Here is a 12314-nt window from a genome sequence, read left to right on the forward strand (position 1 = left end):
CTTCTCCTTACGCCAGAACACCGAGCCCGTAAGCCCGGTCCAGCACTCTGATTATCATTACCGGCTGAGGTACATGCTTTCGCTCAAACTTCACCGGGTCGTTATGTAGTTCTGTATGGCACTGACGACACAAAGGGATCGCGAAAATATCATGCGCCTTCGTTGCCATCCCTCCCTGCCCCCAGCCGTTTAAATGGTGTGGGTCATCTGATGGTTTGCCGCAGCATTCACAGGGCTGAGTTTTAATCCACGTCAGATATCTGGGGTCCGTCCAGCGGAGCCGCTTTGGACGTTTCATAAAGGTTTGCGGGGACTCAGGATCGACCAGAACACCAACTACCGGCTTAACCGCAGGCAACTGCATTGGCGGCATGTTCACGGTTACTGTGCTGGCTTTGGCTGTAATGATGCTGGTGGAGGTAACACCCGGTTCGATGTCGCATTCATGCATGACTGACTGATGCTCTTCCGGAAGAATACGAAGCGCCCGACTGGCTACTGATGCGGGAATTGCGTCGGTAACACCCATACGTACCGCCCACCAGCATAGCTCCGCCAGCGACAGTTCTCTGGAAGGATCCTGATTCAGCGCCACCATGATGCTATTGATAATCCAGCTAATAACATTACGTCTCGCCAGTTCTGCAAGTTGTTCACTGTAGTGGTCACGCAAATGGTTATCACAATGCCCACACAGAAGAACAGATCCGGGTTCATGACGCAGAGTGGTTAACTCGTGATAATGGTAATCGCTGTGTGGCCATTGGCAGCAATTATCGCCATAGCACATAAGCCAGTAATCAAGACCACTAAAACCACCAGCAGCCTTTATAACTTTTTCATCCAGGAAGAATGGCCACAGGGACTCGTCACTGGCCAGCGGCTGGCGAACGTCAGGAACACGGCCTGCAGGCAACCTTTCCATGCCTGCAGGCTGGCTTTCCACCAGCACACGTTCACAACTGAATAATGACATCAGCTCGCTGCCCGGCTTGAGCAGCTCAATTCCAAGCTCACGTGCAACCACGGGTTTAAGCAGCGCCCTCATTCTGCTATCTCCCCGATAATTATTTGTCCCTTCTCTCCCCATATTTTTGTGATGCGTGAATCCCAGATGTGAGCGTCATCTTCGTAAATAGCATCCATCAGGGCTTTCATCATGTTGTCGAAATCGGGTTTAGCCTGGTGTGGTTTACCGTTGAGTTCAGCCCGTTTCTTTTTGCTCCAGCTCGCTGGCATCGGAAGCATGAAGGTGACATGCGAACCGCTTTCCGGCAGCTCAACACCCTGCAGACGAACTTCATCACAGAAAGCCCGGTAACGCAGAACTTCAGGACGCTTTTTCCATTTGTCAGCGCGCGTCATTCGGGGCTTGCCCATTGGGGTGATATCGTAGACTTTCACATTCACCTCCAGATCCGTTGTTGCCAGGTTCTGTCCTGGCGAGGAGGCTTAGATGCTTCCGGCAAGAACGCGCTGATCGTCCAGTGAATAAAGTCATTATCCAGACTACGCTCGGTCTTAATCTGCTTTGCTTTATAGTTGGCTTCCAGTTCGTCAGCCTGCTCAGTGGTGAGATGTGTATGTTGAAACCAGCTTTTCTTCATAACGCACCTCTGGATGCGGCAAAAAGAAAATCGCTGGCGTTGGTTAACGTCAGTATGAGGGATTGCTTGAATTGATCTTGCGCCATGGGGCTTTTCTCCTGTGGCGCAGCAGGTATAGGTTGTTCAGGCCTATGACGGGAGTGTAACAGATTTTTGGGTAACGCGATAACCAGCCCTTTCCAGCATCTGGGTAAACAACGTAGGTGTACCAATAATTTCATTATCCTGAAGAGGCATGAAAGACACCATGCTACCGCGACGGTACATCAGGGCGCGCTCACACTCAGGAAATGATTGCAGCCTGGCAACGATGACTCCATCGTGACATCTGATGACTGCGTAGCCTTTTTTGGGCAATCCTAATTTTTCTTTCACTTAAACTCCCCCATGCAAACGGGATAAAAGTAACACCCAAAATAATTAATAAAACCAGTCGTCAGCACTTTCCCAGGTTTCCTGGAGGATAGTCTCAATTTTCTTTTTATCTTCCTTGTCACCACCAAACACACTTAAACCATCGGAGCCTGCACGTCGTATGCTCAAGCTGCAATTCTCATAGTGGTTTCCCAACCTTTTAAGCAATTCTTTCTCCAGCGCCGGAACTGCTCCCTTTGGAAGTTCTTTAGTACGATCAATGGTTAGTTCAACTTTCATATTAGCCTCCACTGCATATACTGTATATTTGTACAGTACACCGATACATTGAAATGATCAATGACTTAAGAGCACAAATTGTTAACCTTAGCCTATAAATGAGATGCAAAAAAAACCCGCCGAAGCGGGTTCAATCCAATGAGGACTTGTTGTTTTGACACCATTGTAAGTATTGAGATATCAACGTCCTTAAATTTGGATAACTGCTTTGATTGGGATTGATTGCGCAACTTTCATATGCTCGTCTCCCCCTGCAACTTTTTCAGGTTCTGTCTAACATACCCAATCAAAATAACAACTGTGTCAGGTATCCCATAATAATCGCCATGCCCAAAATAACGGTCAGAAATGCAGCAATCAAGGGTGTTTTGAACATTGATTTAAGCAGTATTACTTCCGTCAGACTAGCTCCTGCGCTACCAATAATCAGAGCCATTACTGCTCCCGTTCCCATGCCTTTATCCATCAAGACTGATGCCAACGGAATTACTGCCTCAGCACGTATATACAACGGTATTCCAATAATTGCACTTAGTGGAATCGCAAACGGATTATCATTCCCAGCATGAGCAGCAATCCACTCTGCAGGTATAAAACCGTAGATAAACGACCCTATAACAATACCTAACATCAGATAAGGTAATACATCTTTAAATTGAGTCCAGGCATCCTGAAATGCCAGTCGTATCGCACCAGGCTCTCTTACTACACTTTTCGGGAAGAATTGTTTATTTGTTTGGCCCGTCTCGCAGCTCAATTCACAATTTGTGCCCCGAAATGCTGAGAAACTCTTAAACGTTTCTTGTGGTTTAGAACAACTATTAGCCCCTATGTCCTGTTGATTTGATACAGAGCAGCAAGCTGAAACACTCTGTAGTTTAGTTTCAGGAGTTTTTCCACTGCTAACACCACAACAGCTAGCCAGCGGTTTTGATGTTTCGACAATATGTCGGTCAAAACCAAGCACATCTAACAAAATACTTGCCAGTACGGAAACTGTTGCAGCTATAACAGCGTATAGCAGGGTAACTTTCCAACCAAAAGTAACCCACATCAGACCAATGATTATCGGGTTAAGCAGAGGTGAAACAAACAAGAATGTAAGTGTTGGACCGAAGCCTGCTTTTGCTGATAACAGTCCGCGTAACATGGGAATTGTAGAGCAGCTGCAAAACGGTGTTACAGCTCCTAACAGCGATGCAAGTATGTAACCTCTCCCCTTTCTCGCCCCTAACATTCTTTGAATCTTTTGGTCCGGAATTTTTTGCCTGATAAGGCTAACACCCGCACTAATCAGAAAAAAAAGCGCAGACAACTCGACAGCAAGAAACAAGAACATCTCTGCCGCGTTAGTAAACATAGAAATCCAGCTATTCATGAACCCCCCTATAAACCATATTTCTAGAATAATCGAATTATTGAGGTTAGATCAACATATTTCTGGTATTATCGAAATATCAATAGATGAGGAAGGTACCATGCAACTAGAAGAAGTAGCTAAAGCTATGAAAGAATTAGGACATCCAACACGTTTGTTTATTTTCAAACACCTTGTTAAAGCCGGTGAACAAGGTTTACCTGTAGGTGATCTACAAAAACAACTTGCGATTCCATCTTCAACACTGAGTCATCATATATCCGCTCTTGTTTCCGTAGGTCTGGTCAAACAAAATCGCGAAAGCCGCTCCTTAATCTGCGTTTCTCAATATGACAAGTTAGAGTCGATTATTGATTTTCTACGCGAAGAATGTTGCATCAACAGTCCAAAGATTTAAATCGAGGCAATCCATTGTTTTTATTTGATAAAGGAGCCGCCTAAATAACAGGCGGCTCTCCTGTCGCTTATTTCAATTTTTTGCCTGCATCATCAACGACTTTCTCGCCATCTTCCTTGGCGAAAGCCCCTTTCTGAGCATCAGGAAGGATATCCAGAACAACTTCAGAAGGACGGCACAGTTTGGTTCCCAGCGGTGTTACCACGATGGGGCGATTAATCAGGATCGGATGCTGCAACATAAAGTTAATTAACTGGTCGTCAGTAAATTTATCTTCGGCAAGACCCAGTTCCTCATATGGCTCGACGTTCTTACGTAGTAACGCCCGGACGGAAATGCCCATATCAGCAATGAGTTTGACCAGCTCATCGCGTGAAGGTGGAGTCTCAAGGTAAAGAATAACGGTCGGCTCATTACCGCTGTTGCGGATCATCTCAAGCGTGTTACGCGACGTGCCGCAGGCAGGATTGTGATAAATGGTGATGTTGCTCATATCAGTATCTCATTACAAAGTGAAAGAGAGACGTAGCGCCAGCGCTGCCAGCGTTACAAACAGCACAGGCAGAGTCATGATAATCCCGGTGCGGAAATAGTATCCCCACGTGATGGTCATATTCTTCTGTGAAAGTACATGTAGCCAGAGCAGCGTTGCCAGGCTACCAATAGGTGTGATTTTCGGCCCCAGATCGCAGCCAATCACGTTGGCATAAATCATCGCCTCTTTGATGACGCCGGTTGCGGTACTGCCATCAATAGAAAGAGCGCCAACCAGCACGGTAGGCATGTTGTTCATGATGGAAGACAGGAAAGCCGTCAGGAAGCCAGTACCCAGCGTCGCGGCCCAGAGTCCTTTATCAGCCAGCACGTTCAGAACACCTGAAAGATATTCGGTTAGCCCTGCGTTGCGCAGACCGTAAACTACCAGGTACATCCCCAATGAGAAGATGACGATCTGCCAGGGTGCACCATGTAGCACTTTACCAGTGTTAATGGCATGGCCTCGTTTCGCCACTGCAAACAGAATTATCGCCCCAACCGCTGCAATCGCACTAACGGGAATACCGAGCGGCTCGAGGACGAAGAAACCAACAAGCAGGAGAATCAGAACTATCCAGCCAGTGCGGAATGTAGCCGTATCTTTTATTGCCTCTGTTGGTTTCTTTAGGAGGGCCAGATCGTAAGTTGGCGGGATGTCCTTGCGGAAAAACAGATGCAGCATAATTAGTGTGGCAATAATGGCGGCGATATCGACCGGTACCATCACCGATGCATATTCGGTGAATCCCAGACCAAAGAAGTCCGCCGAAACAATATTCACCAGGTTCGACACGATAAGCGGCAGGCTGGCAGTATCGGCAATAAACCCGGCTGCCATGACGAATGCCAGCGTGGTACCTTTGCTGAATCCTAATGCCAGCAGCATAGCAATAACGATTGGTGTCAAAATAAGTGCCGCACCATCGTTGGCAAACAGTGCCGCCACCGCTGCGCCGAGCAGGACGATATAGGTAAAGAGCAAACGGCCACGACCGTTACCCCAGCGTGAAACATGCAATGCCGCCCATTCGAAAAAGCCTGATTCATCGAGCAGCAGGCTGATGATAATCACCGCAATAAAGGTCGCTGTCGCGTTCCAGACGATATTCCACACCACCGGAATATCGCCTATATGCACAACGCCAGAAATCAAAGCCAGGCCCGCGCCCAGCGTTGCACTCCAGCCGATCCCTAATCCTTTCGGTTGACAGATAACCAAGACAATGGTCAGGACAAAAATAGCGCCTGCCAGTAACATACACCCTCCTGACAGGGCGGATCTGCCGCCCTGTATAAACAAAAAATTAACTCGCCAACTCTCTGAGTTTTTCAATACCTGTTGGCTCAGAAGCCAGTACCGGAACGAGCGCTATATGGTCAGCGTGCTGATTCTTAACAGCCTCAATCTGAGGCTGTTCCTGCTGAGCGCGCTGGCAAAGCAACGGAGAACGCGTATCCGCGATGGAAAGGCTGTTATTGATAATCCAGCCCCATGGATGAATCCCCGCTCTTTCAAGGTCAGCCTGTAGGCTTGCCGCTTCCAGTACCGGTGTGGTTTCAGGCAGAGTGACCAGCAGAACTTTGGTTCGTTCCGGGTCCTGAAGCTGCATCATTGGGGTAGTAAAATGACCTTTCTCCCCCATTTTTTTGGCAATCTCTCGGTGGTAAGCCCCGGTAGCATCCAGCAACAACAGCGTGTGCCCAGTGGGAGCTGTATCCATGACAACAAACCGCTTACCTGCTTCACGAATCACTCGGGAAAAAGCCTGGAACACGGCAATTTCTTCAGTACAGGGAGAACGTAAATCTTCTTCCAATAGCCGTTTCCCTGCTTCGTCCAGATCTTTTCCCTTCGTCTCAAGAACATGCTGGCGATAGCGTTCGGTTTCATCGTGAGGGTTGATGCGGCTGACCTGCAGGTTTTTGAGGCTGCCGTTCAGCGTTGTACTCAGGTGCGCAGCGGGATCAGAGGTGGTGAGATGCACGTCATATCCCATGTCTGCCAGCCTTACGGCGATGGCAGCAGCCATCGTGGTTTTCCCTACACCACCTTTGCCCATCAACATAATCAGGCCATGTTCACTGCGGGCGATATCATCGACCAGGTCAGAGAGCGATAAGTTTTCAGGCGTGTACAGGACGTTCGGTACCGGGAGCGGTAATGCATCAAAACGGGTATCCAGCAACCCCTTCAACGCAGACACACCAACCATATTTACTGGCTGGAGTAATAAGGTATCTCTCGGTAGCTCAGATAAACCAGCAGGAAGATTTGCCAGTGCTTCCTGCTCCCGTTGCCATATCGCAGCAGCCAGCGCGTCATGTTCAGCTTCGGCTTTAGGCAGCACACCATTAATAACCAGGTACTGGTTTTTCAGGCCAATTGCGGCCAGTTCTTCATGGGTGCGGGCTACTTCCTGCAGCGTAGATTTTTGCAGTCGTGCAACCAGAACCAGGCGAGTACGTTCAGGATCGGACAACGCCTCTACCGCATGAGCATACTGCTCACGCTGCTTTTCCAGCCCGGCCATTGGGCCAAGACAGGAAGCACCATCCGGATTACTTTCAATGAAACTACTCCAGGCACCGGGAAGCTGGAGAAGGCGAATCGTGTGGCCCGTCGGCGCTGTATCAAAAATGATGTGATCGAAGCGGGTCAGCAGGGAAGCGTCTGTCAATAAGCCGGTGAACTCATCAAACGCCGCAATCTCAGTCGTACAGGCTCCTGAAAGCTGCTCGCTGATACTGTTAACAACGTCTTCAGGCAGAAGACCTTTGATAGGATCAACGATTCTGGAGCGGTATTGTTGGGCAGCTTCCTGAGGGTCAATCTCCAGAGCGGAAAGTCCAGTAACTGCTGTCACAGAGCGAATGGTGTTACCGATAGCCTGGTCGAATACCTGACCGACATTGGAGGCTGGATCTGTACTGACCAGCAAAACCCGCTTACCTTGTTCGGCAAGGCGGATAGCCGTCGCGCAGGAAATGGACGTTTTTCCTACGCCACCCTTGCCAGTAAAAAACAGGTAAGGCGGGATATTCTCTAAGAATTTCATATGTCCTCCTGACATATTCAGCAACAGGAAGTATTACCACCACAGCAGCTGGTGGGAGCTAACCCTACCTTCTCCAGCGGAATACCRAACCAGCGAGCCAGCTCAGYGCKTTTTGGGTATCGCCCAGCCATCACCGTTTCACCGTCCAACAGCAGTAGCGGAAGCCCTTCTGCTCCAGATGCTTCGAGGAATACTTTCGCTTTCTCATTATGAACAAAGCTCATGGGCTGCTGCGCCAGGTTATAACGTTCAACCTGTACGCCACGTCCTTTCAGCCACTGCACATCAGCAGAGAAATCAACCAGAACCTGATCGACATCTGAGCCACATACGCCGGTACTGCAGCACATTGCCGGGTCAAACACCGTTAACGTCTTCATTCTGAATACCTCACATTCGAAAAATCATATATGTTCAGGCAAATTTTTTAGATGCAAACAGCCTTACCGCTACCAAAGCAGTTTGCCGATGCCAGCTTACGGGCGATGGCCTGTACGTCGTCCTGTTGGCTTAACCAAGCCTGCTCAATTACCTGAGCAGCCCATGACGGAATATGCGGAGATAAGCGGTAGTGAACCCACTTGCCCTGCTTGCGATCCAGTAATAATCCACTTTCCCGGAGCATTGCCAGATGACGGGAGATCTTGGGCTGCGACTGATCCAGCGCCGTACAGAGATCGCACACGCATAGCTCTCCCATTACTCTAAGCAGCAACACGATGCCCAGCCGAGTTTCATCGGAAAGGTTTTTGAAGAGTTGTAGAGAAGTTAGTTCAGCCATTTTAGTCTCCTGAATTCTCTCCGTAGTTTCCTGCAATAGTTGAGTGTCGTCAACCATCACATTCGAAAATTCGAATACGATGGCTATGTGGTTTTAATATCAGATTTACTGATTGTTCATTATTCAATTTGTTAATCCTGCCGCTTTTCGACGCCTGTATTCATCTATCAGTAATTGTGCTGGCGTTGGTCCTGCCGGATGGCGCGGCGCTTCCAGTTGACGTCGAATTGGTGGGACACTTAGTCCATTACCAACATGCTTCGACCACTTCGTGAGTAACTTTTCTGCCAGTCGTTTCAGCTCCCCCTCTGTCATTTGTCGTTCTACGCCCGTTCTGCGCATTTCAATGCAGATGTGATACAGCACGGGCTGAGGCCATGGATATTTATCGCTTCCTGAATACCGATATGACTCATTGCGCCAGCGCCGGTATTCCGTCATAACCTGCTCCGATTTCAGTCCGAATGGATTCGCCCCACTCTCTGAAACCAGAGAAACAAACTCAGCCAGGTCAGGCGGCCATGTATTTCCCATCGCGCAGCGCTCCATGCATTGCTGACAGACCAGCCGAATTTGAGGTTCAGTCATCGAACCTATCTGGGCTATCCAGATAGGCGAAGGCTCCGCCCCGTTCTTCTGGGTCCATCGGTTCGAATACACCTCCCCCATGACCTGCCACAGTCGCCAGGCTGTTTCCGTCGCCATCAAGTCCATTCCTGCGGCGCCACTCTGCGTGTGCTGACTGAATTTGCTGAACTGCCCGGGATGCTGTTGGTTCTGATCCTGCTCCCACATGACTGTTACCTCCGGTTTCTGGTTTTACCTGCGTTCTCACCCGGGCTACATGTCGGGCAAATTTTTGTTCCCACTGGATTTGAGTAAAAACTTTCCCTTCCGACTCCCAATACGCGGTGAATTCTGCGAGTTCAGTCAGAAGGTAATCTGGTTCAGGCAGGGGGATACCCCACGATGCAGCGCGCTGTCGGAAGTCTCTGGAGGGAAGCCAGCTATCTGTCATGCTGAATTTCCCGATCGGTTCATCAACACCGTCCAGGTATCGGGGCATGACCGGGGATGGCGGTTCATCCCCATTCGGATTTTTCATCGCGCCCGCGTTAAGAGAGGGGTTTAAGATCTGTTTACTGCTAACTGCTTTCTGGATACCTGATGGCAAAGGTTTAGCCAAAGACTTAGCCTTATCCTTAGGCAAAGCGAAAGCCTTATCAAAAGCCGTCCCCATAGCGTCAGAAACCCCGTAGCAGGCGGCTTTGAGAGCTTCATATGCTTTATCTTTCAGTGAACATTCAGGCAGTAATTCAAACGATCTTGCCCATGATTTGATCACGTTCACTGATGCTGGAGGGTTATGTTTCACCGCGTTAGGCAACCAAAAAACTCTGGCTTTAAGGTCGGCTTCCACCATACCTAACGCTATGGCTTCGCCTAAGGCTAAGTCGAAGGCTTCGACATCCCAGTTTAATTCTTCGGCCATAGCCGCCCTTCCCGCCTTATACAGCCCGGGTATAATCCCCGTGAATGGGCCTGTAAGCAGGTAAATAAACAGACTCTGCCCACTTGGCGGGAGTGGTGATAAGGCTCGAAATTTAGGATCATCCCACATGGTGATCTTCACCTTACGGTAAGGCTCGTTACTAGCCTTACTCTTAGGCATGGCCTTAGCCAAAGGATTAGGCATACTTCACCCCGCGAGTTGCAGTAATAATGGTCATTGGTCAAAACTCGATTAAAACAATTGCGGCGCTACGGCGCTTATACTCGCCAGTAGTGGTCCCGCCGCGTCAGCAGGTAACATGTTGAACAATGCGATTGCCGCCTCACGAATTTCCTTCTCGAGCTTTTGTAATGGCGCGCCGATTAATTTCGCATGGTGTGCCTCACTGCACTCTTTGATTGCGTTCGCCACCAGCTCTGCTTCTGTGCTCGCATTACTTAACCCGTGCTTTCTGGCGATCTGAACTGGCATAGCAGCAATAATTGAACCTGACAGCTGCATAACGTAAGCCGTGTACTTTTCCGAACCGCCCTCGTTTTTCAGGTATCGGAATAAATTCTGTTTATTAACAGCAATTCCCCGTCCATCTGCTTTGGCCCACTCTTCAGCCACCAGCTGAGTGATCCGTTCCTGTGCCTGTCCTGGTAATGTCGATTCCCATTCACGAACGGCGGCCAATATGGCACGGTGCTGAATGCCGTCACGGCGCTGGGGTTTAAATTGATTTTGCGATTTCACCGGAGCGGCTACTCGTGGTTTATTATGGGTATAAGCTACTGATTGCATCATTCAGACCTCGCTTTGTGGCGGAAATACACTATCAAGAGAGCAGGTGCGCCCTAACTCGTTAAGCTTCTCCACAATCAATCTGCATTCCGGTAGGCCTGGTTGGCGTGTTCCGTTCTCATAATTTGAGAGCCTTGACTGACGCCACCCGAATAATTTGGCTAATTGCTCTTGAGTTAAACCGAGCGCTTGCCGTTCTTTGGCGATGTTGTTCATCTTGTCCTCACATATAGTGTTTAGCTGAATTAAACACACAATGTGTTAGATAGTCAAGACGAAACGTTCTTTGAGCGTTAACACGTAACGTGGTAAAAATCAGTAATGAATATAAACACTGCAATTGCCGCCAGACTGAAGCAACTACGCGAACAGAAAAATATGTCGCAATCTAAACTCGCAGAGTTATGTGGGTGGGCTCAGTCACGCATCGGGAACTATGAAGCAGGTCGCCGCAATGTTGGCGTTGACGACGCTATAACGATATCTAAAGCTCTCGGCATTAGCCCGGCTGAGCTAATGTTTGGTGATGATCACGCCGAATCATGGTTAACGCCAAAACATCGTAAGTTGATTACTCTTTTTGACCAGTTGCCGGAGTCTGAACAAGACAGAATGATCGATACCTTTCAATTACGGCTGAAAGAAATTGATGAGTATGTTGAGAAATACCTTCGGGGACGATTAAAGCCAACTGACGACTAAGCTACAATTTTCAGCACTCTAACCAGCCTCCTTGGCTGGTTTTTTTATGCCTTTCCCACTCCCTTTTCCCATATCGTTATCATCAACACCACCTTAAACACATGCTGTGTTGACTTTTAAACACATTTAGAGTTTAAATATAAACACATTTTGAAAAACGTCATCGAGGCAGGACGCCCACGAAGTAGTTGCCGGCGGCATACGAATCACCGGATGAGATGGCGAACATTAATGCGCAGCAGTCAGTACCGTTCCGCTTGCCAGCGATAAGGCTAAATGAAGAACCCCCTGTATCACTGTTACTGGACACAGGGACAGAATGTTGAGGGAAACATTATGAGGATCGAAATAACTAAAGTTGGAGGCAAGGTTTGCTTAGTCATATCCCCTATCAAGTTCTCTGTCGCGGATCGCATAGCTACTGCCATGGAAAACAGCGAAATCGTTGCAGCTCTTGGTGCTTATTTCACAGCCATTGGAGAGGCACCAAACGGAGAACTCGTTGGGCTCTATCTCTATTTTAATAACTTGGATACCGCTACGTTCGTAACGCTCAATCATTTGATTGAAACGGATGAGCCAGTCCCGATAGTCATCAGGTAATACCCACGAATCGGTCAGAACTTCTTTACAGGAATCATACTGTGCGCGGTTCTTGAACCAAAAAACACTTATTGGTCGAGCGGCCATTTTTATGTCCTTGCTGGCTAGATGGGAAATACCAGCTTACCACCGAGCCTGAAATGGAGAAATGACCGGTAAAACAAGGAAACCAAAATGATTGATTTTGCGCGTAAACCAGTGCGGTGTCTGAATCGCCACGGATAATCTAGACACTTCCGAGCCGTTGATAATACTGGTTTTCATATTCTGTCGGTGACATCTGTTCGCTAGAACCATGCC

Annotated in this window: 18 protein-coding genes and 1 pseudogene (1 of these 19 only partly in view); 2 read left to right on the top strand and 17 right to left on the bottom strand. The window is 48.5% G+C overall.

The genetic code is table 11. The annotated features are described in order from the left end of the window. Positions 1-7: 7 nt before the first annotated feature. The 6 genes from JSN25_RS18030 to JSN25_RS18055 form a co-directional block, all read right to left on the bottom strand. Complete coding sequence (locus JSN25_RS18030; protein WP_204525209.1) at positions 8-1048, bottom strand: DUF968 domain-containing protein; 1041 nt, start codon at positions 1046-1048, stop codon at positions 8-10. Next, positions 1045-1404, bottom strand: a complete 360-nt coding sequence (locus JSN25_RS18035) for a RusA family crossover junction endodeoxyribonuclease (protein ID WP_204525210.1) — start codon at positions 1402-1404, stop codon at positions 1045-1047. The genes JSN25_RS18030 and JSN25_RS18035 overlap by 4 nt, the downstream gene beginning before the upstream one ends. A gap of 2 nt (positions 1405-1406) precedes the next feature. Next, positions 1407-1607 (bottom strand): hypothetical protein, encoded by a 201-nt coding sequence (locus JSN25_RS18040; RefSeq protein ID WP_121528895.1) that lies wholly within the window; start codon positions 1605-1607, stop codon positions 1407-1409. A gap of 129 nt (positions 1608-1736) precedes the next feature. Then, entirely contained in the window at positions 1737-1982 is a 246-nt protein-coding gene (locus tag JSN25_RS18045) for a hypothetical protein (protein ID WP_071681812.1), read from the bottom strand. Positions 1983-2027: 45 nt separating this feature from the next. Next, positions 2028-2261, bottom strand: a complete 234-nt coding sequence (locus tag JSN25_RS18050; RefSeq protein ID WP_038641360.1) for a DinI family protein — start codon at positions 2259-2261, stop codon at positions 2028-2030. A gap of 286 nt (positions 2262-2547) precedes the next feature. Further along, positions 2548-3639 carry a permease gene (locus tag JSN25_RS18055; RefSeq protein ID WP_044700597.1) on the bottom strand — a complete coding sequence of 364 codons (1092 nt, stop codon included), beginning with the start codon at positions 3637-3639 and terminating at the stop codon, positions 2548-2550. Between the two features lie 100 nt (positions 3640-3739). Between JSN25_RS18055 and JSN25_RS18060 the strand changes: the two genes are divergently transcribed. Next, positions 3740-4036 carry an ArsR/SmtB family transcription factor gene (locus JSN25_RS18060; protein ID WP_038641364.1) on the top strand — a complete coding sequence of 99 codons (297 nt, stop codon included), beginning with the start codon at positions 3740-3742 and terminating at the stop codon, positions 4034-4036. 67 nt (positions 4037-4103) lie between these two features. Here JSN25_RS18060 and arsC read toward each other — a convergent pair whose 3' ends face one another. The 9 genes from arsC to JSN25_RS18100 form a co-directional block, all read right to left on the bottom strand. After that, positions 4104-4529 (bottom strand): glutaredoxin-dependent arsenate reductase, encoded by a 426-nt coding sequence (gene arsC / locus JSN25_RS18065; protein WP_038641366.1) that lies wholly within the window; start codon positions 4527-4529, stop codon positions 4104-4106. 12 nt (positions 4530-4541) lie between these two features. After that, on the bottom strand, positions 4542-5831 hold the full coding sequence (gene arsB, locus JSN25_RS18070; RefSeq protein WP_038641369.1) for an arsenite efflux transporter membrane subunit ArsB: 1290 nt from the start codon (positions 5829-5831) through the stop codon (positions 4542-4544). Positions 5832-5877: 46 nt separating this feature from the next. Beyond that, positions 5878-7629 carry an arsenite efflux transporter ATPase subunit ArsA gene (gene arsA / locus JSN25_RS18075; RefSeq protein ID WP_038641371.1) on the bottom strand — a complete coding sequence of 584 codons (1752 nt, stop codon included), beginning with the start codon at positions 7627-7629 and terminating at the stop codon, positions 5878-5880. A 17-nt stretch (positions 7630-7646) separates the two neighbouring features. Further along, positions 7647-8009 (bottom strand): arsenite efflux transporter metallochaperone ArsD, encoded by a 363-nt coding sequence (gene arsD, locus JSN25_RS18080; RefSeq protein ID WP_204525211.1) that lies wholly within the window; start codon positions 8007-8009, stop codon positions 7647-7649. Positions 8010-8056: 47 nt separating this feature from the next. Beyond that, positions 8057-8410, bottom strand: coding sequence for a transcriptional regulator (gene arsR / locus JSN25_RS18085; protein ID WP_204525212.1), 354 nt, complete (start codon positions 8408-8410; stop codon positions 8057-8059). 123 nt (positions 8411-8533) lie between these two features. Continuing rightward, a complete protein-coding gene (locus JSN25_RS18090; protein ID WP_127785720.1) occupies positions 8534-9079 on the bottom strand; it encodes a replication protein P in 546 nt (181 codons plus the stop codon). Then, positions 8991-9902 carry a DnaT-like ssDNA-binding domain-containing protein gene (locus JSN25_RS22235; protein WP_038643236.1) on the bottom strand — a complete coding sequence of 304 codons (912 nt, stop codon included), beginning with the start codon at positions 9900-9902 and terminating at the stop codon, positions 8991-8993. Before JSN25_RS22235 ends, JSN25_RS18090 begins: the two co-directional genes overlap by 89 nt. 252 nt (positions 9903-10154) lie before the next feature. Then, positions 10155-10709, bottom strand: a complete 555-nt coding sequence (locus JSN25_RS18095; protein ID WP_038643237.1) for a toxin YdaT family protein — start codon at positions 10707-10709, stop codon at positions 10155-10157. A 3-nt stretch (positions 10710-10712) separates the two neighbouring features. After that, positions 10713-10925: a helix-turn-helix domain-containing protein gene (locus tag JSN25_RS18100; protein WP_003832309.1), complete on the bottom strand. Its 213-nt coding sequence runs from the start codon at positions 10923-10925 to the stop codon at positions 10713-10715. A gap of 105 nt (positions 10926-11030) precedes the next feature. Here JSN25_RS18100 and JSN25_RS18105 point away from each other — a divergent pair, with 105 nt between their 5' ends. Then, complete coding sequence (locus JSN25_RS18105; RefSeq protein ID WP_003832307.1) at positions 11031-11411, top strand: helix-turn-helix domain-containing protein; 381 nt, start codon at positions 11031-11033, stop codon at positions 11409-11411. Between the two features lie 375 nt (positions 11412-11786). Here JSN25_RS18105 and JSN25_RS18110 read toward each other — a convergent pair whose 3' ends face one another. Further along, the gene (locus JSN25_RS18110; RefSeq protein WP_071681809.1) at positions 11787-12101 is read right to left on the bottom strand and encodes a hypothetical protein; all 315 of its coding nucleotides are present in this window, start codon (positions 12099-12101) and stop codon (positions 11787-11789) included. Between the two features lie 139 nt (positions 12102-12240). Next, positions 12241-12314 (bottom strand): annotated as a pseudogene (locus JSN25_RS18115) (IS3 family transposase); it runs 1074 nt beyond the window's last position.

It is taken from the genome of Citrobacter cronae (genome assembly GCF_016893685.1).
Lineage (GTDB): Bacteria > Pseudomonadota > Gammaproteobacteria > Enterobacterales > Enterobacteriaceae > Citrobacter > Citrobacter werkmanii.

Bases quoted from the DNA above. Each gene is read 5' to 3' on its own strand.
- JSN25_RS18030 (WP_204525209.1), bottom strand. From the start codon at position 1,048: ATGAGGGCGCTGCTTAAACCCGTGGTTGCACGTGAGCTTGGAATTGAG.
- JSN25_RS18040 (WP_121528895.1), bottom strand. From the start codon at position 1,607: ATGAAGAAAAGCTGGTTTCAACATACACATCTCACCACTGAGCAGGCT.
- JSN25_RS18050 (WP_038641360.1), bottom strand. From the start codon at position 2,261: ATGAAAGTTGAACTAACCATTGATCGTACTAAAGAACTTCCAAAGGGA.
- JSN25_RS18055 (WP_044700597.1), bottom strand. From the start codon at position 3,639: ATGAATAGCTGGATTTCTATGTTTACTAACGCGGCAGAGATGTTCTTG.
- JSN25_RS18060 (WP_038641364.1), top strand. From the start codon at position 3,740: ATGCAACTAGAAGAAGTAGCTAAAGCTATGAAAGAATTAGGACATCCA.
- arsC (WP_038641366.1), bottom strand. From the start codon at position 4,529: ATGAGCAACATCACCATTTATCACAATCCTGCCTGCGGCACGTCGCGT.
- arsB (WP_038641369.1), bottom strand. From the start codon at position 5,831: ATGTTACTGGCAGGCGCTATTTTTGTCCTGACCATTGTCTTGGTTATC.
- arsA (WP_038641371.1), bottom strand. From the start codon at position 7,629: ATGAAATTCTTAGAGAATATCCCGCCTTACCTGTTTTTTACTGGCAAG.
- arsR (WP_204525212.1), bottom strand. From the start codon at position 8,410: ATGGCTGAACTAACTTCTCTACAACTCTTCAAAAACCTTTCCGATGAA.
- JSN25_RS18090 (WP_127785720.1), bottom strand. From the start codon at position 9,079: ATGGGGGAGGTGTATTCGAACCGATGGACCCAGAAGAACGGGGCGGAG.
- JSN25_RS22235 (WP_038643236.1), bottom strand. From the start codon at position 9,902: ATGGCCGAAGAATTAAACTGGGATGTCGAAGCCTTCGACTTAGCCTTA.
- JSN25_RS18095 (WP_038643237.1), bottom strand. From the start codon at position 10,709: ATGCAATCAGTAGCTTATACCCATAATAAACCACGAGTAGCCGCTCCG.
- JSN25_RS18100 (WP_003832309.1), bottom strand. From the start codon at position 10,925: ATGAACAACATCGCCAAAGAACGGCAAGCGCTCGGTTTAACTCAAGAG.
- JSN25_RS18105 (WP_003832307.1), top strand. From the start codon at position 11,031: ATGAATATAAACACTGCAATTGCCGCCAGACTGAAGCAACTACGCGAA.
- JSN25_RS18110 (WP_071681809.1), bottom strand. From the start codon at position 12,101: ATGGCCGCTCGACCAATAAGTGTTTTTTGGTTCAAGAACCGCGCACAG.